This is a genomic window from Arthrobacter sp. AK01 (genome assembly GCF_021109375.1).
GTDB lineage: Bacteria > Actinomycetota > Actinomycetes > Actinomycetales > Micrococcaceae > Arthrobacter.
Genome location: NZ_JAJOHP010000050.1, coordinates 14,879 through 36,899, shown reverse-complemented (window position 1 = coordinate 36,899; position 22,021 = coordinate 14,879). Strand labels below are relative to the sequence as shown.

Genomic DNA, 22,021 nt, shown 5'->3' with positions numbered 1-22,021 from the left:
CGCCCCCCCCCCCCCCCCCCCGGGGGGGCCCCCCCCCCCCCCACCCCCCCACCACCCCCCCCCCCCCCCCCCCGTTCCCCCCCCCCCGGCGGGGCCCCCCCCCCGACTCAGTTGGGTAAAGGCGGGCTAGATCAGGCCCTGCGCCAGCATCGCGTCGGCAACCTTGACGAAGCCGCCGATGTTGGCGCCCACCACATAGTTTCCGGGCGCACCATATTCGTCCGCGGTGGCTGCGCAGCGATCATGAATGCCCACCATGATCTCGGTGAGGCGCTGTTCCGTGTGCTCAAAGGACCATGAATCGCGGCTGGCATTCTGCTGCATTTCCAGCGCAGAGGTAGCCACACCACCGGCGTTGGCAGCTTTACCCGGCCCGAACAGGATCCCGGCTTCCTGGAACACGGATACAGCGGACCGCGTGGACGGCATGTTGGCCCCCTCGGCCACAGCGATCAGTCCGTTGCTGACCAGCTTGGCGGCAGCATCGCCGTCGAGCTCGTTCTGGGTGGCGCACGGCAGCGCCACTGTGCCATTCACGTCCCACACGGACCCGCCGGCAACATGGCTGGCACCGGCGCGGCGCGCGGCATACTCGGTGAGGCGCCCGCGCTCAACTTCCTTGATCTGGCTCAGAAGTTCGACGTCGATTCCCGCCTCGTCCACGATGTAACCGGCCGAATCGGAACAGGCCACCACGGTGGCACCAAGGGCTTGCGCCTTGGCAATCGCATGGATGGCCACGTTGCCGGAACCTGAGACAACAACTCGCTGGCCGTCGAAGGACTGGCCCCGGGTCTTGAGCATCTCCTGGGCGAAGATCACGGTGCCGTAGCCGGTTGCCTCGGGGCGGACCAAGGACCCGCCCCACGAGATGCCCTTGCCGGTGAGGACTCCGGATTCGTAGCGGTTGGTGATGCGCTTGTACTGGCCAAAGAGGTAGCCGATTTCGCGGCCGCCCACGCCAATGTCGCCGGCGGGGACGTCAGTGTATTCGCCGATGTGGCGGTAGAGCTCAGTCATGAAGGACTGGCAGAAGCGCATGATTTCCGCGTCGGAACGGCCACGGGGGTCGAAGTCCGAGCCACCCTTGCCACCGCCGATGGGCATGCCTGTGAGGGCATTTTTGAAGATCTGCTCGAAGCCGAGGAACTTCACGATGCCCAGATACACCGAGGGGTGGAAGCGGAGCCCGCCCTTGTACGGGCCGAGGGCAGAGTTGAACTCCACGCGGAAGCCTCGGTTAACGTGCACGCGGCCGGCGTCGTCGGTCCATGGCACGCGGAAGATGATCTGGCGCTCGGGTTCGCAGAGGCGTTCTAAAACCGCACCCTCAAGGAACTCGGGATGACGATCGTGCACGGGACCGAGGCTTTCGAAGACCTCAGTGACGGCCTGGTGGAATTCCTTCTCCCCCGGGTTCCGCGCCAACACGGTGTCGCGGACAGCTTCGAGCCTTGAATCCATGCGTGTTCCTATCCTCAGAGCGCCGACCCGCGGCGAGACGATTAGTCCCGCCCATGGTTGCACCGAGGGACATAGGATCTCCATCCAGAGCCAATGTGACCCTCATGCCGGAGTTAACACAACTGTAGAAAATCGTTGAAAACTCAAGGAAATGCAAGGTTAACAAAAACTCACAATGTGAGGAGGATCACGTTAGGTTGGTGCCCGCTACCGCTTACGCCCGAACTTGGGAAGGTTGGGCAGGTTCGGGAGGTTGGCCAGGAGATCAGCAGCCTTAGTGGCCGCCCGCCCCACTGTGCGGCCAATCTGTTGGGGAACGGTGTCATCGGAAGCCGGGTCCAGGGTCACCGGTGTTCCACTCGCATGGACCTTTACGGCCTGGCCGATGGCGTCGGTGCGGGTGGGGGCAGCTTCAGGTGCTGCCGCGGCGGCAGGCGCCTCAGGTGCTGCCGCGGAAGACTCAGCAGCAGACGGAACAGCAGCAGACGGTACAACAGCAGAAGGCACGACGGCGGCGGGAGCCGGGGTTCCGACGTCGAACGTTTCAAGCCAACTCGCGACGCCGGCGAGTGGCTTCGGATTCAGCGCATAGAAGCGCTTCTGGCCTTGCGCGCGCATGCTGACGAGATCCGCCTCGCGGAGCACCTTCAGATGCTTGGAGATCGTGGGCTGGCTCGCAGCCAGTTCTTCCACCAGTTCGCCTACTGCTTTATCCCCAGAGCGGAGGGAGACCAGGATGTCGCGCCTGGTTGCCTCAGCTATGACGGCAAATACGTCGTCAGTCACCATGCCTCCCACCCTAGCGACATATACGCCAATTGGCATCCCTGTTTCCTGCCGCGACAGGTATGGGCCGTTGACCCCCGCGGGGGCCGATGTTACAACGGAGGCACGGTCCGTCCGGGCTCCCAGGCCCCGGCCGCCAAAAGCACGGGGTGCATGGCAATGACTGAATTTTTCCGGCGGCGTATCTTTGACATCATTGCCGCCGTATTCCTCGCCCTTTTCGTCCTCGTATGGACCACCGTCCTGGTGCGTGTCGGTACGTGGGTCCCCTCGGGAACTGCGGAGGCACCCGAACTGAACGGCGCCTTGGTCACGGCAGCGGGAGTCATGGCAACGTCGCTGAGTTCGCTCACAGCGTCAGCGCTCGGCTTCACTATTTCAGAAGTAAAACGAGACAACGCCGACGCCGGGTCGCCCAGCCCCTTGGTCAGCCCGGCAGACGTGGCCACGAGGCTCTCCGGCCGCGTGATATTCGCGATCATGGTCTATATGACCATGGGCATGCTGGTGCTGGTGCTCTGGCTGTTCAAAGGCCAGGCTTCCACGGATCTTATCGGAGCCTTCGCGCTGTCCCTGCTTGGTTGGCTCGTGGGGGCCGCCGGAGTGGTTTTCCAAACGGAAAGGACCGGACCCTAGCTTCCCCGGGTCCAGGGTCAGTCGAGCCACGGTCAGTCGAACCAGGGATCCAGGCCATACAGCGGGAAGATCTCCTTGCGTGTGGCGATGACGGTCCTGTCCACCTCGTCCGCGGGGTCGTAGCCAACCTCCCACGAGCGCCACCAGACATCCACGTCGTCGCCCATCGACTCCGGGGCCCAGACGCCGTACGTTTCCTTGACGTATGTCCGCCAGGCTTCCGGCACGGGCGTGCTGAGGGGTACCGGGCGTTGCGTCACCATTCCGATCAGGTGGCTCCAGGCGCGTGGCACAACACCGGTGACGTCGTAGCCCCCTCCGCCTGTTGCGATCCAACGGTTGTCGCAGTAGCGCGCAGCAAGGCTGGCGACGGCGGACGCCGCCTCACGTTGTCCGTCGACGCTCAGGTTGAGGTGCGTCAGGGGGTCGTCCCGATGGGAGTCGCAACCGTGTTGGCTGACGATCACCTCGGGCTGGAAGGCGCCCACGAGCTGCGGGACCACCGCGTGGAAGGCCCGTAGCCAGGCCGCGTCACCGGTGAAGGTAGGCAGCGCAACGTTGACCGCAGTCCCGGGTGCATCAGGGCCTCCTGTTTCATTGGCAAAGCCGGTGCCCGGAAAAAGCGTGAGGCCGGTTTCGTGCAGGCTGATGGTCATGACCCGGGGATCGTTCCAGAAGATACTCTGCGTCCCGTCGCCGTGGTGGGCATCGACGTCGATACTGACGATCCGCTGCACACCGCCGTCGAGCAGTCTTTGAATCGCCAGCGCGACGTCGTTGTATACGCAAAAGCCGCTGGCCCGCTCACGAGCGGCGTGGTGCATCCCGCCGCCGAAGTTCACGGCCCGGACTGCCCGGCCGGACAGGATGCTCTCAGCGGCCAGCAACGAACCACCGGCAAGGCGGGCACTGGCCTCATGCATGCCGGCAAACGCGGGATCATCCTCGGTGCCCAACCCGCGGGCTTCCTCGGGAGTGGAGGGGTCCTCGCTGACGCGGCGGACGGCCTCCACATAGCCGGCGCTGTGCACCGTGAGGAGTTCGACGTCGGTCGCCACCTTGGGTGCCTCCACCGCCACATGCTGGTGTCCGAACAGCCCCAGGGACTCGGCCAGCCGCGCCGTCAGTTCCAGCCGCTGCGGGGCCATGGGGTGACCCGGACCAAAGTTGTAGGCTGTCATGGCTGGATCCCACACCACCGTCGTTGGCAGTGCGGAGCGCGTAATGCTGGACGCTGTGGTTCCGGCCCTGGAGTTCATCCAGAACAGGCTACCCGAGGCAGGAGGGCGCTACCGCCCGGTTACGCCGCAGGAATAGTGGTTTACTACTCAGGAAAGCTTGTTTCAACCGAGGAAGAGCGCCATGTCTCAAAGCCAGTCGCGGTCCACCAGCCCGGCCAACTGGCAACCCAACCAGCAGGAGCGGGAAGGTCTCTGGATCTTCACCCGCGTGCGCGACTTCATCGACAACATTGCCAACACCTCACCTGCCCGTTTGGCGTTGACCGTCTTTGCGGTGGTGATCCTGGTGTTCACCGGTTTGCTGTCCCTCCCTGCCGCATCCTCGGATGGGACCGTCACACCATTGCACCAAGCAATGTTCACGGCCGTTTCCAGCGTCTGCGTTACCGGCCTGACCGTAGTTTCGACTGCCACGCACTGGACGTTTTTTGGCCAGCTGGTCATTCTGATTGGCATTTTCGTAGGTGGTCTTGGCACGTTGACCCTGGCCTCGTTGCTGGCCCTCATGGTGAGCAAGCGGCTGGGCGTGCGCGGCAAGCTCATCGCCCAGGAAGCAATGAACAACGCCGGCCGGCTCGGCGAGGTGGGTACTTTGCTCCGGATCGTCATCGTGACGTCCGTGGTCATCGAGGCCGCCCTTGCCCTGGCCCTGATTCCGCGCTTCATACTGCTCGGCGAGGACTTCTGGCAATCCGTGTGGCACGGTGTCTTCTACTCGATTTCCGCGTTCAACAACGCAGGCTTCACCCCGCATTCGGATGGAATCGTTCCCTACGAAACCGACCTCTGGATCCTCATCCCGCTGATGCTGGGGGTTTTCCTCGGCAGCCTCGGCTTCCCCGTTGTGATGGTGCTCCAGCAGAACGGGCTCAACTGGAAAAAGTGGAACCTCCACACCAAGCTCACCATCCAGGTCTCCTTCATCCTGCTCGCAGCTGGAACCATCCTGTGGGCCTTGATGGAGTGGGACAACGTGCGGACCATCGCCCACATGGACTTGGGCGACAAAATCACCCACTCGCTCTTTGCCTCTGTCATGACCCGATCCGGCGGCTTCAACCTCGTGGACCAGAACCACATGGAATCCACCACGATGCTCCTGACCGATGCCCTCATGTTCGCAGGCGGTGGCTCCGCTTCCACCGCCGGCGGCATCAAGGTGACCACCATCGCCGTCATGTTCCTGGCCATCATGGCCGAAGCCCGCGGTGACGCCGATGTGAAGGTCTACGGCCGCACCATTCCCCAGGGCACCATGCGCGTAGCTATCTCGGTGATCGTCGCCGGAGCCACCCTGGTGTCCGTGGCCGCGTTCCTGCTGCTCTCGATCAGCGGTGCCTCACTGGACCGGGTGCTCTTCGAATCAATTTCCGCCTTTGCCACCGTGGGACTGAGCACCAACCTCAGTGCCGAGCTGCCGCCGTCGGGCGTGTATGTCCTCACTGTTTTGATGTTCGCCGGCCGCGTCGGCACCGTCACCCTTGCTGCCGGACTGGCCCTGCGCCAACGCAGCCAGCTGTACCACTACCCGGAAGAGAGGCCAATCATTGGCTAGTACCACGGGGGCTGCCAACCGCCCCGCACACAACGCACCAGTACTGGTCATTGGGCTTGGCCGATTCGGGTCTGCGACCGCCGAGCAGCTGGTCAAGCAGGGCCGCGAAGTCCTCGCCATCGAACGCGACCGCACCCTCGTCCAGAAATGGGCGCCCGTTCTGACGCACGTAGTAGAGGCCGACGCCACCAATATCGATGCCCTGCGCCAGCTCGGTGCCCAGGAGTTCAGCTCTGCCGTGGTTGGTGTGGGCACGTCCATCGAATCCTCGGTGCTCATCACCGTGAACCTGGTGGACCTCGGCATCCAGCACTTGTGGGTCAAAGCCATCACGCCCTCGCACGGCAAGATCCTCACCCGGATCGGCGCCAACCACGTGATCTACCCCGAGGCTGACGCCGGCGTCCGTGCCGCCCACCTGGTGTCCGGGCGAATGCTGGACTTCATCGAGTTCGACGACGACTACGCAATCGTCAAGATGTACCCGCCCAAGGAAACAGTGGGCTTCACGTTGGAAGAATCCAAGGTCCGTTCCAAGTACGGCGTGACCATTGTGGGTGTGAAAACCCCGGGCGAGGACTTCACCTATGCCCGGCCGGAAACCAAAGTGTCCGGCCACGACATGTTGATCGTGTCCGGACACGTGGACCTGCTGGAGCGCTTCGCAGCGCGACCGTAACCGGATGGAGTTTTTGTACAGTTAACGCCCTTTAGACGCGCTCTTAGGGGCGTTAGCTGTACAAAAACTCCGAGGTTAGCCGAGCTGCTTGGTGATCTCTGCAGCCCTGGCGGCAGCCGCGCGGGCGCCGTCCGCGATGATCCTGGGGATCCCGCCGTCGTCAAAGGCGGCAATTGCGCGTTCCGTGGTGCCCTTGGGGCTGGTGACGGCGATGCGAAGGGCGGTGGGATCTGCTCCCGGTTCGGCCAACATGAAGCCTGCGCCCGCCACGGTTTCCCGGGCCAACATGACGGACAACTCCTGGTCCAAGCCGAGTTCGACGCCGGCCGCAGCCATGGCCTCGGCCAGATAGAACGCGTAGGCCGGGCCGGAGCCGCTGATGGCGGACAGCGCGTCCACCTGCTCTTCAGGAATCTCGACCACCGTGCCGGCACCCGCCAGCGCCTTCTTTGCTTTATCGAGCTGCTCAGGCGTGCAGTGCGTGCCCGGGGAGACGGAAATGACGCCGCGGCCCAGCCTTGCCGGCGTATTGGGCATGGTGCGGATCACCGGCTGACCGTCCGGCAGCGCTGCTTCCAGCTGGGTGATGGAGACCGCTGCAGCAACGCTGACCACAAGGGTGTCCTTCGCCAGTGCCGGACTGATCTCCCGTGCCAGGTCCAGGATGCCCACCGGCTTGACGCCCAGGATGACCATGCTGGAGCCCTTGGTGGCCAGCTTGTTGTTGTCCGGCTCCTCCTCGCCCGCGATGGCCATGACGTGATGGCGCTGCGCCAGTTCGTCAGCGCGTTCTGCCCGGCGGACAGTGGCGACAATGTCGGACGGGTCCGTCCCGGCGGCAATCAGACCGCCCAGGATTGCCTCGTTCATGGATCCACAGCCAAGGAATGCGATTCGGTTGCTCATTGCTCCATCATTGCAGTTGGCCTTGGACGGGGTCTAACGGGTTCCGGATTCCCAGCTTGTTCCCAAGGTTATTGCAGGCAGCACTCATTCTTGGTCCGTAACTTAGTAGTTACCTCATTGAGGGTGCGAGTGATGAGGCGGGCATGGGGATGTCCGCCAGCAGCACCGGTGGCCGGGCGGGTTTTCCCCCATTTCCCGATTCGGCCGCCGGTGCTTTCGCTTTTAAGCCGCAGCCCCGCTAAATCCCGCAGTCGCCCGCCTGACGAGCCGCTGTAGGGCACGCCAGGCGAACAAGCACAGGAACAGCGCTCGACGCCGTTAGTTGTCCACGCTTCGAAGCAGCGGGACGCTGAGGTGCTGCTTCGCGAAACGCAGGGTTTCCGCAAGCATTTCCTCACGTTCCCCCGCCACTTTCGCCTTGCGGGTGGAAATCTCGGCCACCACAACACCGTCAAAACCACTGGATGCCAAATGCTGGAGGGCATCCGCACATTGCTGCGTTCCGGTACCGGGCACCAGGTGCTCGTCCTTGCCGGAACCCGAGCCGTCGGTGAGGTGGACGTGGCGGAGCTTGCTTCCCAAGGCCTTGATGGCTTCCAAACTGTTGGCCCCGGCAGTGGCCGCGTGCGAGAAGTCCCACGTGACGTCGTCGTAATCCTGCCCCAGCGGATCCCAGTGCGGCAGGTAAGCCACAGCTTCCCTGCCGCGGACACGCCACGGGTACATGTTTTCCACGGCGATATGGACCTGGTACATCGCCGCTATCTCCCGGACGCCTTCCACGAAGTTCTCGGCGTAGTTGGACTGCCAGCGGAACGGCGGATGGACCACCACAGTGTCGCAACCGACGTCTGCGGCCATCTGGCAAGACTTCTCGATCTTGTTCCACGCCGTACCCCAAACTTGCTGGGTCAGCAGCAGGGTGGGCGCGTGGATGGACACGATTTCCTGGTGGTAGCGGTGGCTCAACTGGATCAGGGCATCAGGGTTCTGGCTCACCGCGTTATTGGTGACCATCACCTCCACGCCCTCGTAGCCCAGGTCCTGCGCCACGGCAAAGGCGTCATGGACGCTCAGGGGGTAGACGGACGCGCTGGACAGCGCTACAGGGATCTGGCGGTCATTCACTTCAGGTTCGACGTCGTTGCTCATCTCAGGAGGCCAGCCCGCCTGCCACGGGGGCTGGGATTGGTGCAGGGGCCGGGGTGTTTACAGGGACAGGAAAGTCATGGACATGGGGCTGGTTTTCGTCAGTGTCCGCCGCCTTGCCCGCTTTCTTCTTGGACTTGTCCTTCTTTCGTTTGCCCACATGCGGAGCGGGATCGAGGGCCTCTTCGAAAACCAACTGGTCAAGCCGGCGCAGGATAAGGCCCTCCCGCAGTGCCCAGGGACAAATTTCCATCTTGGGGAATTCAAAAAGCTCAAGGGCTGCTTCGGCAACCAGGGCACCTGCCAACAACTGGCGGGCACGGGCATCCGAAACGCCCGGAAGGTACAAACGGTCCTCCACCGTCATGGCGGAAATGCGCTGGGCCCAGAGTCCCAGGTCCGCCGCGTGGAGTTCACGCTTGACGTACGGGCCTGCACCGCTTGGGGCAGCGCCTGCAATCCGGGCCAGGGAGCGGAAGGTCTTGGAGGTGCCGGCCACCAGGTTGGCGCGGCCCAACTCGTGGAAGTTCCGCACCACCGGCTTCAGCGTCGAGCGGATGTAACGCCGCAATTCCTTGACGCTCTTGGCAGTGGGGGGATCGTCATGGAGCCAGTCCCGCGTCAGACGGCTGGCACCAAGGGGCACGGAGGTGGCGAACTCAGGGAGTTCATCCGTTCCGTACGCCATTTCAAACGAGCCACCCCCGATGTCCAGGTCGAGGATGGGACCTGCGCCCCATCCGTACCAACGGCGGACGGCGAAGAAAGTCATGGATGCTTCTTCGCTGCCAGTGAGTTCCTGGAGGGTCACCGTGGTTTCGTGCTTGACGCGGGCCAGGACTTCCGGGCCGTTGGTTGCTTCGCGGATCGCCGACGTACAGAAAGCCAGGAGATCCTCGGCCTTGTGGCTGGCGGCGAACTCCCAGGCTTCCAGGACGAACTCAATGAGCTCGTGCTGGCCGGCGTCGTTGATGTTGCCGTCACCATCGAGGTATTGCACCAACGACAACGGACGTTTATGGGATGCGAAGGCCACCGGACGCGCGCCCGGGTGAGCATCCACAAGGAGCAGATGGACGGTGTTGGAACCGATGTCGAGAACGCCAAGACGCATTCTGCCATTATTCACCGATTCGAAGCCCGTGAAGCAACCTGGTGACGACGTTTCGCTGACGGGATGGTGTCCGGCAGCCTGGGCGACCGCTATTCCGCGGGCTCCCCTGCTTCGTCTGCGCGCTTGAAGTCGCGGCGGATGTTCGCGATGCCCTCGGGATCGATTTCGAAGCCGAACTCACTGCCCGGGTTGATGACCATACCCAGTTCATCCCCGATGTTGCCCAGGATCGCCGACCCCATGGTGCCCAGCACGTGAGGGGCAGCGTCGAGGAACCGCTCGTCCACTCGGCTCGGGTGGCTGAAGACCGCAAGGACGGGCTGGCCATCGGCGTTGGAAAGTACCAGCGGCTCAACGGAGGAATCCGGGCCATCCACGGCTTCTGAGCTGACGAGGTAGACCTCGTTGTTCAGGAAGGCAAGGATGACGTCCACCGGGTTCGCGTCCGGCTGTTCGGCCGAGGCGAGCTTTGCCTCGAGGTCGTTCAAGGGTTCGTTATCCGGTGAAACCGTCTGTTCAGTCATGGTTCTACTCGACCACGATGAAGGCCGGGACGCAATTCGCCATTGCTGTCCCGGCCTTCAGTGAAGCTACTTCTTGGCTGTGGCCTTCCTGGCTGGCGCCTTGCGTGTAGTGGTCCTCTTGACCGGCCCCTTGGCCCGCTTTTCGGCCAAAAGCTCGACGGCGCGTTCCCGGGTCAGCTCCTCCAGCGAGGTTGAACGAGGGACAGTGATGTTGGTGATGCCATCTGTGATGTATGGGCCGAAGCGGCCCTCCTTCACCACGATGTTCTTTTCCGAGACCGGGTCCGGGCCGAACTCGGCCAACGGCGGTACGGCCGCACGGGCGCCACGCTGCTTGGGCTGCGAGTAGATCTCCAGTGCCTGCTCAAGAGTGATCGTGAAGATTTCCTCTTCCGACCCGATGGAACGCGAATCCGTGCCCTTCTTCAGGTACGGACCGAAACGGCCGTTCTGCACGGTGATGGGGTTGCCCTCGGCGTCCTCACCCAGGACCCTGGGCAGGCTCATGAGCTGCAGTGCCTCATCCAAGGTCACCGTGTCCACGGTCATGGACTTGAACAGCGAACCGGTGCGCGGTTTGGCCTTGACGGGCTTCTTTGGCGGCTTCGGCTTGCCGTTCTTGTAATACTCAACCGGCTGGTTGGCCAGCTGTTCCTCGGTCATCTCCGGGATGATCTCGGTGACATAGGCTCCGTAGCGGCCGTTCTTGGCAACCACGGTATGGCCGGTGTGCGGATCCGTTCCCAGGACCCGTTCTTCCGGGGCAGCAGTCTCCATCAGCTCAATGGCCTTGGCGGCCGTGAGCTCATCCGGTGCGAGTTCCTCGGGGACGTTCGCCCGTGAGGACTCAACTACCTCACCGGTTTTTTCGTCGATCGTGGGGATCGAGCTTTCCAGATATGGGCCGAACTTGCCCACGCGGAGGGTGATGCCTTCGGCGATGGGCACGGAGTTGATCTCGCGGGCATCGATTTCGCCCAGGTTGTTCACGATGCTCAGCAGGCCGGGGTCAGCGTCTTCACCGTAGTAGAAGTGCTTGAGCCAGGCAGCGCCTACGGCCTGGCCGTTGGCGATCTTATCCAGGTCGCCTTCCATGTCAGCCGTAAACTCGTAGTCCACGTAATCGGTGAAGTGCTGCTCCAGCAATCGGATGACGGAGAACGCGATCCAGCTCGGAACCAGGGCAGAACCCTGTTTCCGGACGTAGCCGCGGTCCTGGATGGTAGAGATCGTGGAGGCATAGGTGGACGGACGGCCAATGCCCCGTTTTTCCAGTTCCGCGGTCAGCGATGCTTCGGTGTACCGCGGCGGGGGTGACGTTTCGTGGCCTACAGCCAGGATCTCCGATGCCGTCAGGGAATCACCCTTGGCAACGTTGGGCAGGCGCCGGGCTTCATCCGATTCCTCGTCGCCACGGCTCTCGTCCTTGCCCTCTTCGTAGGCGGCAAGGAAGCCGGGGAAGGTGATGACCGTACCTGAAGCCGAGAACTCGGCGTCGCGTCCGTCGGAAGCAACCGCACCGAGGCGGATGGTGGCAGTGGAGCCCTTGGCATCGGCCATCTGCGAGGCGACTGTGCGCTTCCAGATGAGCTCATACAGCCGGAACTCGTCGCCGCTCAGCTGCTTGGCAACCTGCGCAGGCGTGCGGAAGGAGTCCCCAGCGGGACGGATGGCTTCGTGCGCTTCCTGCGCGTTGGCGGCCTTGTTGGCGTACACGCGGGGGCTTTGGGGCACATATTCGGGGCCGTAGAGCTCGGCGGCCTGGCGACGGGATGCCGTGAGGGCTTCATCGCTCAACGCCGATGAGTCGGTACGCATATAAGTGATGTAGCCGTTTTCATACAGGCGCTGGGCTACCTGCATGGTGCTCTTGGAGGAGAAGCGGAGCTTACGGCCGGCTTCCTGCTGCAGCGTCGACGTGGTGAATGGTGCGGCAGGCCGGCGGGTGTACGGCTTGGTGTCTACGGACCGGACACGGAAATCAGCGTTTTCCAGGCCGGCAGCCAAGGAGGTGGCGAGTTCTTCGTTGAGGTGCACCACGGTGGACGAGGTGAGCTGTCCGTTGTCGTTGAAGTCCCTGCCACTGGCAACCTTGGACCCATCCACAGCGGCGAGCTTGGCTTTGAACGAGCCCGAGTCTGAACCGAACTGGCCGGTGAGGTCCCAATAGGACGCTGCCCGGAAGGCCATGCGCTCACGTTCGCGGTCCACCACCATGCGGGTCACCACGGACTGCACGCGGCCTGCCGAGAGCCCACGGGCAACCTTGCGCCACAGGACAGGAGAGATCTCGTAGCCGTACAGGCGGTCGAGGATGCGGCGGGTTTCCTGGGCATCCACCAAAGCGGTGTCCACATCGCGCAGGTTGTCCATGGCGCGGTGGATGGCTTCCTTGGTGATTTCACCAAAGGTCATGCGGTAAACGGGAACCTTGGGCTTCAGGACCTCCAGGAGGTGCCACGCGATGGCTTCACCTTCGCGGTCCCCATCGGTTGCGAGATAGAGCGCGTCGGCGTCTTTCAGCTGGGCCTTGAGCTCGGCAACCTTTTTCTTCTTGTCCGGGGAAACAACGTAGTACGGCTTGAAGTCGTTTTCGATGTCGACGGCGAACTTGCCCAGCGAGGTCTTCTTCAGTTCTGCAGGGAGATCGGACGGCTGCGGGAGGTCCCGGATGTGGCCGATGGAAGCCTCAACGATGAAGCCTTCCCCAAGGTACTTGGCGATGGTCTTACTCTTCGCGGGAGACTCCACGATCACGAGTTTCTTGCCGGTTTTTGCCTTGCTGGGCACGGTGCTCCTACAGAAAAAATGTGTAATTGGGCTGGTGCCCATATTGGCCTAGTTCACCATAGTTTGCAGAATCCTGCGTTTTGGTACGGAAACCAGGGCGGTCATTCGGTGGTTGTGTGGGCCCCTATTGCCCGGGTGCCACGCGGTCATCCGGGATCATTGACCATAAGGTTGCCACACGTTCAGCACCCTCCGGTATATGGGTTGGATCGTCGAGTTCGTATTCCCGCACAACCTCTCGGATCCTGTCCGCAAGTTCCTTGCGTTGAGGGTTGGTGAGGTACAGCAGGTTGCTTGAGAGGACCACCGATACCGGTTCCTCTCCCCCTTCACCTCGCTGCCGGCGTTCTCCCCGGGCTCTGGCGAAGGCCGACGCCCTTCGGCGGAAGGCATCGAGCTCCAGGTCAACCACGGCAATCTCGGGGCTAGCGACACTGCCGCCCGAGATGGTGAAGTCCGTTCCGGCCGCTTTCCAACGCCGTTCGCGGGCATCTCCGGCATTTTCGGCCGGGGCCACGATCCCCCACTTCTGGAGGGCCCGGAGGTGGTAGCTCATGGCGCTGGGGGTCAGGCCCGTACGGGCAGCGAGTTCCGTTGCTGTGTGGCTCACCTGAGTGGCATAGAGCTCGGAGATAACCTCGATGCGGGCAGCGTGCGCCAAGGCACGGATGGCCTTGGGATCGGTGATCTCAACCGTCTTCTCGGCCCGCTTCCGCCGCGGAACGTCGCCTGACGCCTGGGATGTCTCGTTGTTCGCAATCACTTCATCAGTGTAGTCAGGGTCACTTGCGGGCGGGCGGGCGTTGATTGCCGACGGCATCGCGTCGCTGCTCATTCGCTGCTCATTCGCTGATCCGCGCAGGATCCGGAAGCAGGAAGCCGTCCAATACCAGGTTGGTGACGTCCCGGATCAGTCCTTCCCGGAAAGCATCCTCGTCGAAGTCCTCTCCGCCACCCAGTAGAGACACCAAGGCCGAGGCGATCTGCCGGACCGACAACTGTCCATCGCAGGCCGAGATGAAGCCAGCGAGTTCGGTGCTGAGCAAATTGGTCCGGCGAAGACCCGCTCCCTGCCGCAGGAGGATGACCCCGGGGTGGGCGGCTCCGGGACGCTGATGCCGTTCCTCGGTGACGTCCTCCGCCACCAGCAGATGCGCTTCAGGTATCGGATTGGCCGCTACCCAATCGGCCAGTTCCATGGCAGCACCCAAATGCGGTCCGATGGGCTGCTGGATGGGATAAGTGATCTCCTCGAAGCGGCTGATGACGGGCTCGTGACCGGATGCGGGGCGGCGAAGCCAGATCATTCCGAAGCCCACGCCTTCCACGTTCCTGGACGCGAAGTCGTCAAGATAGGCGGCGTATGAGTCCTTGTACTGCTCGCGTTCGCGGTTCTGCGATGCGTCCTGCAGCCAGGTTTCAGCGTATTGCCCGGGATCAACCTGCTCCCGCTGAATGAACCAGACGTCCAGGCCTGAATCATGGAGCCACTCCCTGGGACGGTCTTTCCAGTCAGTTCCAGCAGCGACTTCCCAGTTTCCGAGCATCTGGGCCGTGCCCCCGGGTTCGAGTACGCCAGCTAGGGACTGCACCAAGGAAGCCACGATGCCATCACCCGGGAGTCCGCCGTCACGGTAAGTGAACTGGTCCGACGACGATTCCCCACCAGTGCGGGGCGTAATCACGAAGGGAGGATTGGAGACCACGAGGCCAAACTCTTCGCCTGCCACCGGTTCCAGGAGCGAACCCAGGCGCAAGCTCACACGACTCTCCAAACTGCGCGGATCCAGGTCAAGCTCCGCCGCGTTCAACAGCAGGTTGAAGCGGGTGAACGCCAGTGCCCGCTCAGAAATGTCAGTGGCCGTCACATGCTCGCAGTGGTGCAGGAGGTGGAACGTTTGGATGCCGCAACCAGTCCCCAGGTCCAAGGCGCGCTTGGTGTGCTGCCTGAACGTGGTTTGGACGAGCGTTGTGGACGCACGCCCGATGCCAAGGACGTGATCGTGTCGCAGCACTCCCGGCTGCTGGTGGGCTGCGAGGTCGCTGGCGACCCAGAGCTCCGCACCGCCGCTGCCATCGGCGTTGGCCTCCCAGCCGTAGGGACGCAAGTCCACTTTGCCCCGGACGACCCCGGATTCGATACTCACCAAGCCCAAGTCCACCAGCCCTTGCGCCCGGATCCCCGGCAAGGCCGAGTCCACCTCTGCGACAGGCTGCGGGACGGCGAGCAACCAGAGACGGACAACCACAGTCAGGGCCCGCACGGCAGGATCGTGGGAATCCGTCAACCGCTCAGTGGCCAGGAGCGCAGGGACCACTTGGTCCCTGCTGAGCGCCGCGGAGGCAGACTCCCCCAGAAGGCCAGCAACGCCGTCCACGGTGTAGGAGATGGCACGAAGGTCCCCGGCAAGCACCGGGAGAAGCTCGGGCTGGTCGCTTCGGGGGGCATCGTCAATGGTGCCGGCGGTAAACAAGAAAGCTGTGTCAGTCACCTTGCAAGTGTAGGTGCGGTCCAACAGGCAAGCCGGTCCCCCGTGGAACTATGTGGACAAACGCCCCGTCCGGAACCCGGTAGCGTGGAATCATGCTCAACTTCTCCTCCACAAGGCGCCGTGCGTGCCTTGTTGCCATTACCGCCGGGGCCCTGCTGGGAGTCAGTGCCTGCCAGGCCCCGGTCAATATCGCAGATGCAGACGTTCCGGCGTGGAAGGACAAGGTCCTTCCGGCAGCGAACGGTGTGGTCCTGGAGGACTCCGGCAAGATCCTGAACCGGGATGAGCTGGTGAAGGAAGCACCCGGCGTGACTGCCGGAACGTACACGCTCACCATGGCCTGCGATGGCGGCGGCAAGGCTTACTTCGCCGTCTCCTCGGGCGGAAACAAGATCACGGACGCCGCCGCAGCCTGCAATGGCAACCTCGATGTGGTGAAGATCAAAGTGCCCGGCACGGGCGCCCTCAGCATCTCGACGAGCAGCGTCGATGCACCGCTGATCTACGCCTACCACCTCGTTCCGGCAGCCAGCTAGACCCGCACCGGAACCTCCCGCTGACAGCCCTTCAGCCAGCGGCTGCACCGGCGTAAAGTCAGTGCATGGGCAGCAAGGCAGCTGGCTCGGTGATGCCACAGCGGCTGGCGAGGGCCGCCGTCGTACTTCTCGTTGTCCTGTGCGGCAGCGTGGCCGGCTGCGAATATACCTACGAGGACGGCGGCAGGCCAGAGGCCAGCCCCACTTCCACAGCCGGAAATGTTGCCCTCCCGCCCGATCCGGCGCTGGAAGAAACTGTCACAGGCGAAGCTCTGGAGGAGTGGGCCAAGGCTGCCCTGCCCGAATCGCAGGGGCAGTCGTTCTACTCAAGCAGCGGCTACCTCAACCCCGGTGAGTCCAAATCCGAGCAAACAGTTCAGTTGCCCGGAGGAACATATGCGGTGACGCTGGCATGCCGGGGCACCCGGCGCGTGACATTCGCTGTCCGGCTGAACGACGTGGCTCTCGTGGACCTGACTCTGGGGTGCGCGAATGCGCGGGTGAGCGTGGTTCAACTGGACAAGGATGCCATCTTGTCCATCACGGTCGGGTCCAGGTCGGACGCCAACTTCGCCTACAGGGTGAGCAGGCTCTGAGGCTGCTAAGCGGCCTCGCAGCCTCCGGGGCACCGCAGTGTTTCCGGGCTGGAAGCACATTCAGCACAGTAGAGGGTCAAGGTGCGGCAGCTGAGGTTGGAGCAGTTCTCGAACTTGTTGGTGGGAGCGGCGCAGCGGACGCACTCACCGATGGTCTTGGCGTCCTCGCTGAATTCCACGTGCATGCGCTTGTCGAAGACATAAAGGGAACCCTCCCACAGGCCCTTGTCCTTGAACGTTTCGCCGTAGCGGACAATCCCGCCGTCCAGCTGGTAGACCTCTTTGAAGCCTCGGTTGACCATCAGGCTGGACAACACTTCGCAGCGGATGCCACCGGTGCAGTACGTGACAACGGGTTTGTCCTTGAGGTCGTCGTACTTGCCCGAATCGAGTTCCTTGATGAAGTCATGGGTCGTGTCGACGTCCGGAACGATCGCATCCTTGAACTTGCCGATTTGGGCTTCGAACGCATTGCGGCCGTCGAAGAACACGACGTCTTCACCGCTGGATTTCCTGGCCTCCACCAGCGCGTGGAGTTCCTCTGGCTGAAGGTGCCTACCGCCGCCAACTACTCCGTTGGCATCGACCTTGAGTTCACCGGGAGCACCGAATGACACGATCTCATCGCGGACCTTGACACTGAGGCGCGGGAAGTCGGCGGCGCCACCGTCTGACCATTTGAAGTCGATTCCGTGGAAACCCTTGTATTCACGGGTGGTTTTCACGTACTGCTTCATGTTGTTCAGCTCGCCGCCCACCGTGGCGTTAATGCCGTCCTTCGAAATGAGGATCCGACCGGTGAGGCCAAGTTTTTCGCACAGGGCGCGCTGCCACAGACGCACGGCGTCGGGGTCGGCGATCGGGGTAAAGCCATAGAAGAGCACAATTCTGTTTAAAGCCACTATTCAAGGGTACTTGGTGCAGTAAAATCGCCCGCTGCCGTCGCTTCCGGCTTCAGCACATGAGAAGAAGTCACAATTCCATAAGCAACGATTCCCGGGCTGATCCGGCTCTGTTGCTTCATAGTGCACTGGCATACTCTCTCTACATGAGTCCAGACGCCTTGGTTGAAGATATTGCGCACCTCTTGGAAGTCTGGGTAGCCGGCTGGTCCGGCTGCCGCGGCTATGAATCACGCCTGGAGGGCCGCTTCCCTGCTGCATTTCGCGCCGATAAAACCGGTGATTGGGAGTATTTTGCCCATGATCCCTCGGACGAAGAGTTCACCGCTCTGGCTGGCAAGACCACAGAAGCCCCCACCAGGATCCTGACAGTCCTCACCAACGACGTCCAAAGGTACAAGTACCTGGCTGAACAGCACGGGCTGACCGTGACGTCGGCGTCGCAAACCATGATGATCGTGGACATGGAAACCCAGGATTCCGAGGATCCGTGGCTGCCCGACGACGACCTTGAACTGGCCACCTCCGAATCCAACGGAGTCCACTACGCCGTGGTCCATTCCGGCGAGCAGGTGGCTGCCAGCGGCCGGGTTTTCGTGGTGGACCGTACCGCCGTCTTCGACAAGATCGTCACCGAACCGGACTTCCAACGCCGTGGGCTGGGAAGCTTCATCATGAAGGCCCTCGCCGCCCAAGCGTTCTCGCATGATGTGGAGAACGGGCTCTTGCTGGCATCCCTTGACGGCCAGAAGCTTTACTCCCACCTTGGCTGGGACGTCGTGGGCCACGTGCTCATGATGTCCGGCAGCGGCGCTGAAGGGTCCGACCTTTCCGGGGCGTAACTTCTCGGCTGACGGCTGATTGAGCCAGGTTCGACGGCGGCGCCCCCGGGTGCCGCCGTCGGCATGCCCGCACAGTGACAGAATGATTCGGTGGCTGCACCTCATTCATTGATCTCCCTGCTGGGCCGGACGCCGGACCCGGAGCAGCTGCGCCATGTCCACACCATCCCTGCCAGAAAAGCCGTCAACGAGCCGTGGCCGGGCTGGGTGCATCCCGACGTCGTGGCAGCCTATGGAACCTTGGGGATCCACGAACCGTACCGGCACCAGATCCAGGCCGCCGACCTCGCCCACTCGGGCCAGCACGTGGTCATCGCCACCGGGACAGCTTCGGGTAAGTCGCTCGCCTACCAGTTGCCTGCCTTGGACGCGATACACCGCTCCGAACTGCGGGTCCTGTCCGATCCCGGGAAGATCCACGACGACGGTGCCGTCACCCTCTATCTGTCGCCCACCAAGGCCCTGGCCGCTGACCAGCTTGCAGCGATCCGCGCGTTGAAGCTGCCCACAGTTCGTGCAGAAACATACGACGGCGACACCGACGTTGCGTCGCGCCGCTGGATCCGTGATCACGCGAACTTCATCCTGGCCAACCCGGACATGCTGCACTTCGGTATCCTGCCCAACCACACCTGGTGGGCAAAGTTCTTCCGGCGGCTGCGCTACGTCATCGTGGATGAAGCCCACAGCTACCGCGGTGTCTTCGGCTCCCACGTCGCCAATCTGATGCGCCGCCTCCGACGGATCTGCGCCTACTACGGAGCGGGAAACACCTTCCCCGAGCCTGTGTTCATTGCGGCATCCGCCACGGCCTCCGACCCCGGAGTTTCCTTCGGACGGCTCATCGGCGCTCCAGTGAGGGAAGTATCCGAAGACTGCTCTCCCCACGGCTCCACCACAGTGGCCTTCTGGGAGCCGGCGCTCACGGACCTCAAAGGCGAGAACGGAGCCAAACAGCGACGGACCGCCGTAGCCGAAACAGCGGACATCCTGGCCAACCTCGTTTCCTCCCGCGTGCGGACCATCGCGTTCATCAAGTCGCGTCGCGGCGCCGAGTCCATTGCTTCGATCACCAAGAGACTGTTGGACGAGGTGGACCCCAGCCTGCCGGGGCGGGTGGCCGCCTACAGATCCGGGTACTTGCCCGAAGAACGGCGTGCCTTGGAGCAAGCATTGCGGTCCGGGCAGTTGCTGGGGGTCGCCAGCACGTCTGCCCTGGAACTGGGCATCGACATTTCGGGGCTCGATGCAGTGCTGGTGGCTGGATGGCCGGGCACCCGCGCTTCCCTGTTCCAGCAGATTGGACGGGCAGGACGGGCCGGACAGGATGCCATTGCGGCCTTTGTGGCCAGCGACGACCCGTTGGACACGTATCTGGTCAACCATCCCGAGGCCATCTTTGATGTGTCCGTGGAAGCCACCGTGTTTGATCCCGGTAATCCCTACGTCCTCGGTCCGCACTTGTGTGCGGCCGCGGCGGAGTTGCCGATCGGTCCTGCCGAGCTTGAACTCTTCGGTCCAACAGCCGAAGGCCTTCTCGATCGGCTGGTGGTTCAGGGATACCTCCGAAAGCGGCCCGCCGGATGGTTTTGGACACATCCGGAGAGCGCCGCAGGCATGGTAAACCTCCGGGCCGACGGAGGCGGGCCTGTCAGCATCGTCGATGCCGAGACCGGGTCCCTCCTGGGAACCATGGACTCGCCACAAACCCACTACCAGGCCCATACGGGTGCCATCTACGTGCACCAGGGCGAGAGCTACCTTGTGGAGGACCTGAACGAAACCGACCATTGCGTCATGGTGCGGCGCGTCAACCCCGATTTCTACACCACGGCCCGGGACGTGACCCAGATCGAGGTCCTCGAAACATCCCGTTCGGTGCAGTGGGGCGACATCACCGTGCATTTCGGCGACGTCAAAGTGACTACGCAAGTTGTCTCCTTTCAGCGGAAGGCACTGATCTCAAATGAGATCCTTGGCGAGGAGCCCCTCGAACTGGGGGCCCGCGATCTGTTTACCAAGGCCGTCTGGTTTGTGGTGGACAACCGCTCGCTTCACGGAGCCGGCCTGGTGGAAGCGGAATTTCCCGGGGCGCTGCATGCGGCCGAACATGCGGCCATCGGGCTCCTTCCTTTGGTGGCATCAAGCGACCGCTGGGACATCGGAGGGGTTTCCACCGCCCTGCACGCCGACACCGGTGTGCCCACGATCTTCGTGTACGACGGCCATCCAGGCGGCGCTGGATTCGCAGAGCGGGGCTTTGACAAGGCCAAGATCTGGCTGACCGCCACGAGGGAGGCCATCAAAGCATGTGAGTGTGAAAACGGCTGCCCGTCTTGTGTGCAATCCCCTAAGTGCGGCAACAAGAACAACCCGCTGGACAAGGCAGCCGCCATCACATTGCTGGGAGTCCTGTTGAAGGACGCCGTCTAAGGACGGCCCCGCCCAGGCAGAAGAGCCAGCGCCCGCAGCCTACGGGGGTGGTCCCGCCCGCGCCCGGCCGGTGGCAACTCCCCAGTCCAAGGGGTGGTCCAACTCGACACCGACTTCCACCACGTTCCCTCCGACCACGGTGCAGGAAGTCAGGGTTGCATCGTGGCGCCCGGCCACGTCCGACGCCACCGCACACGGATCTCCCGATGTGAGGCCCCGCGCGGCATCTGCGGCAGCAAGAGCCGCGAGGTCAGCCGCCGATGCGGCCCGGGACGCCAGCACCCCTGCCTGCGCCAGGAGGAGCACTCCAACGAGCAATGCCATCACGACTGCTCCCAAGGTCAGGGCAAGAACCGTTCCCGCCCCGCTCTCATGATGGGAACGTATCGGGGACGGCATCACGGGACACCTGACCCGATGGCGGGTTCGGCACCGGCGGATTCGGCACGGGCTGAAGCCGACGCTGACAGTGTCCACGGGATCAGTGGGCCCAGGGCACCACCAACGGGCGACGAGGCTGTCACTGTGAGCCAGACGCCGTCGTCGACCAGCGACGAACTAACGCCCTCCCCGGCAAGCCTCCGGACAATCCCATCTACCGAGGCCGCTGTTTCGCCCCGGGCCGATGCCCGCGCTCCCGCCCTGGCGGCCTCCTCCAGCCGCAGTTGAGTGATGCCCGCAGCGCCGCCTGCCAGCAGGAAGGCCAGAAGCAGCATCACGGCAGGCAAAGCGACGGCAAATTCAGCAGTGACAGCGCCCCGATCCTGCTTGCTCCAGGACGCTCGCCGGCGGGCAGGCAGCGCGCACGTCATGGCAAGGACAGTGCGGTGCGGATCAGATTGAGAAGGAAGCCGCGAACCTCTTCACTGCGAAGAATGACCACCAGCAGGCCCGCAAGACCTACGGCGGCAAGGGTAGCAATGGCGTACTCAGCGGTAGCCATACCCACTTCCGAACCCATCAGCTGTGTCCTTGCCCAGAAACCATCGTCCTCACGTCGCCCCTCCTCGAATTCCTCAAATTCGTCGAATCCAAGTTCGAACTCCCCGATTTCTTCCTCAAGATCGAATCGCTCAAGGTCGTTAGGTTCCAGCTCGTACTCGGAGAGCTCGTACGGCTGGGTTGTCACCGGTTCCAGGGAAGGAGCCTCCGGGACTCCAAAGGGAGCCGGCCGATCCTCGAGCCTGTCATCGAGAATGCCTGGAAGCGTGGTGGAATGTGTTTTCACGGTGGTTTTCCTTTCAGGAGTGCCAGCGGGTCCGCCGACTGATTTGACTCTTCCGTGGCTGGGTGTTGCCCGTAAGAAGGGGATTCCTTCAAGTGGATAACCCTGACGAACCGCTGGATGTGGAGGGGCAGTGGGGCCATATCCATGG

General features: G+C 63.0%; 22 protein-coding genes. 8 read left to right on the top strand and 14 right to left on the bottom strand.

Going from position 1 to position 22,021, the window contains the following annotated elements:
- Positions 1–126: 126 nt before the first annotated feature.
- Positions 127–1,464, bottom strand: a complete 1,338-nt coding sequence (gene gdhA, locus LN996_RS16775) for an NADP-specific glutamate dehydrogenase (protein ID WP_231341548.1) — start codon at positions 1,462–1,464, stop codon at positions 127–129.
- 207 nt (positions 1,465–1,671) lie between these two features.
- Positions 1,672–2,253, bottom strand: a complete 582-nt coding sequence (locus LN996_RS16770) for a helix-turn-helix transcriptional regulator (protein WP_231341547.1) — start codon at positions 2,251–2,253, stop codon at positions 1,672–1,674.
- Between the two features lie 156 nt (positions 2,254–2,409).
- Here LN996_RS16770 and LN996_RS16765 point away from each other — a divergent pair, with 156 nt between their 5' ends.
- A complete protein-coding gene (locus tag LN996_RS16765) occupies positions 2,410–2,886 on the top strand; it encodes a hypothetical protein (RefSeq protein ID WP_231341546.1) in 477 nt (158 codons plus the stop codon).
- A gap of 32 nt (positions 2,887–2,918) precedes the next feature.
- Here the strand turns inward: LN996_RS16765 and LN996_RS16760 are convergent, their stop codons facing one another.
- Entirely contained in the window at positions 2,919–4,067 is a 1,149-nt protein-coding gene (locus LN996_RS16760; protein WP_231341545.1) for an acetoin utilization protein AcuC, read from the bottom strand.
- Between LN996_RS16760 and LN996_RS16755 the strand changes: the two genes are divergently transcribed.
- Genes LN996_RS16755 through LN996_RS16745 form a run of 3 tightly spaced genes read left to right on the top strand, consistent with a single transcriptional unit; the run spans position 4,066 to position 6,361 of the window.
- On the top strand, positions 4,066–4,203 hold the full coding sequence (locus tag LN996_RS16755; RefSeq protein WP_231341544.1) for a hypothetical protein: 138 nt from the start codon (positions 4,066–4,068) through the stop codon (positions 4,201–4,203). The two genes, LN996_RS16760 and LN996_RS16755, sit on opposite strands and share 2 nt — an antisense overlap.
- A gap of 45 nt (positions 4,204–4,248) precedes the next feature.
- Entirely contained in the window at positions 4,249–5,682 is a 1,434-nt protein-coding gene (locus tag LN996_RS16750) for a TrkH family potassium uptake protein (RefSeq protein WP_231341543.1), read from the top strand.
- Positions 5,675–6,361: a TrkA family potassium uptake protein gene (locus LN996_RS16745; RefSeq protein ID WP_026541351.1), complete on the top strand. Its 687-nt coding sequence runs from the start codon at positions 5,675–5,677 to the stop codon at positions 6,359–6,361. The genes LN996_RS16750 and LN996_RS16745 overlap by 8 nt, the downstream gene beginning before the upstream one ends.
- A gap of 75 nt (positions 6,362–6,436) precedes the next feature.
- Here LN996_RS16745 and proC read toward each other — a convergent pair whose 3' ends face one another.
- The 7 genes from proC to LN996_RS16710 all read right to left on the bottom strand — a co-directional run bounded on the left by proC (position 6,437) and on the right by LN996_RS16710 (position 15,336).
- Positions 6,437–7,267 (bottom strand): pyrroline-5-carboxylate reductase, encoded by an 831-nt coding sequence (gene proC / locus LN996_RS16740; RefSeq protein ID WP_231341542.1) that lies wholly within the window; start codon positions 7,265–7,267, stop codon positions 6,437–6,439.
- A 318-nt stretch (positions 7,268–7,585) separates the two neighbouring features.
- Positions 7,586–8,419 (bottom strand): sugar phosphate isomerase/epimerase, encoded by an 834-nt coding sequence (locus LN996_RS16735; protein WP_231341541.1) that lies wholly within the window; start codon positions 8,417–8,419, stop codon positions 7,586–7,588.
- 1 nt (position 8,420) lies between these two features.
- Positions 8,421–9,530 (bottom strand): Ppx/GppA phosphatase family protein, encoded by a 1,110-nt coding sequence (locus LN996_RS16730; RefSeq protein ID WP_231341540.1) that lies wholly within the window; start codon positions 9,528–9,530, stop codon positions 8,421–8,423.
- A gap of 89 nt (positions 9,531–9,619) precedes the next feature.
- Entirely contained in the window at positions 9,620–10,054 is a 435-nt protein-coding gene (locus tag LN996_RS16725; protein ID WP_231341539.1) for an SseB family protein, read from the bottom strand.
- Positions 10,055–10,120: 66 nt separating this feature from the next.
- Positions 10,121–12,844 (bottom strand): type I DNA topoisomerase, encoded by a 2,724-nt coding sequence (gene topA, locus LN996_RS16720; RefSeq protein ID WP_231341538.1) that lies wholly within the window; start codon positions 12,842–12,844, stop codon positions 10,121–10,123.
- Positions 12,845–12,968: 124 nt separating this feature from the next.
- On the bottom strand, positions 12,969–13,679 hold the full coding sequence (locus LN996_RS16715) for a helix-turn-helix transcriptional regulator (RefSeq protein WP_231341537.1): 711 nt from the start codon (positions 13,677–13,679) through the stop codon (positions 12,969–12,971).
- Between the two features lie 7 nt (positions 13,680–13,686).
- Entirely contained in the window at positions 13,687–15,336 is a 1,650-nt protein-coding gene (locus LN996_RS16710; RefSeq protein ID WP_231341536.1) for a methyltransferase, read from the bottom strand.
- A 92-nt stretch (positions 15,337–15,428) separates the two neighbouring features.
- Between LN996_RS16710 and LN996_RS16705 the strand changes: the two genes are divergently transcribed.
- A complete protein-coding gene (locus LN996_RS16705; RefSeq protein WP_231341535.1) occupies positions 15,429–15,872 on the top strand; it encodes a hypothetical protein in 444 nt (147 codons plus the stop codon).
- A gap of 65 nt (positions 15,873–15,937) precedes the next feature.
- Positions 15,938–16,468: a hypothetical protein gene (locus LN996_RS16700; protein WP_231341534.1), complete on the top strand. Its 531-nt coding sequence runs from the start codon at positions 15,938–15,940 to the stop codon at positions 16,466–16,468.
- A gap of 5 nt (positions 16,469–16,473) precedes the next feature.
- Here LN996_RS16700 and LN996_RS16695 read toward each other — a convergent pair whose 3' ends face one another.
- Complete coding sequence (locus tag LN996_RS16695) at positions 16,474–17,370, bottom strand: rhodanese-related sulfurtransferase (RefSeq protein ID WP_231341533.1); 897 nt, start codon at positions 17,368–17,370, stop codon at positions 16,474–16,476.
- 146 nt (positions 17,371–17,516) lie between these two features.
- Between LN996_RS16695 and LN996_RS16690 the strand changes: the two genes are divergently transcribed.
- Positions 17,517–18,212: a GNAT family N-acetyltransferase gene (locus tag LN996_RS16690; RefSeq protein ID WP_231341532.1), complete on the top strand. Its 696-nt coding sequence runs from the start codon at positions 17,517–17,519 to the stop codon at positions 18,210–18,212.
- 90 nt (positions 18,213–18,302) lie between these two features.
- A complete protein-coding gene (locus LN996_RS16685) occupies positions 18,303–20,645 on the top strand; it encodes a DEAD/DEAH box helicase (protein ID WP_231341531.1) in 2,343 nt (780 codons plus the stop codon).
- Between the two features lie 39 nt (positions 20,646–20,684).
- Here the strand turns inward: LN996_RS16685 and LN996_RS16680 are convergent, their stop codons facing one another.
- Genes LN996_RS16680 through LN996_RS16670 form a run of 3 tightly spaced genes read right to left on the bottom strand, consistent with a single transcriptional unit; the run spans position 20,685 to position 21,873 of the window.
- A complete protein-coding gene (locus tag LN996_RS16680) occupies positions 20,685–21,044 on the bottom strand; it encodes an Rv3654c family TadE-like protein (protein ID WP_231341530.1) in 360 nt (119 codons plus the stop codon).
- The gene (locus LN996_RS16675; RefSeq protein ID WP_231341529.1) at positions 21,044–21,457 is read right to left on the bottom strand and encodes a TadE family type IV pilus minor pilin; all 414 of its coding nucleotides are present in this window, start codon (positions 21,455–21,457) and stop codon (positions 21,044–21,046) included. Before LN996_RS16675 ends, LN996_RS16680 begins: the two co-directional genes overlap by 1 nt.
- A complete protein-coding gene (locus LN996_RS16670; protein WP_231341528.1) occupies positions 21,454–21,873 on the bottom strand; it encodes a DUF4244 domain-containing protein in 420 nt (139 codons plus the stop codon). Before LN996_RS16670 ends, LN996_RS16675 begins: the two co-directional genes overlap by 4 nt.
- Positions 21,874–22,021 lie beyond the last annotated feature (148 nt).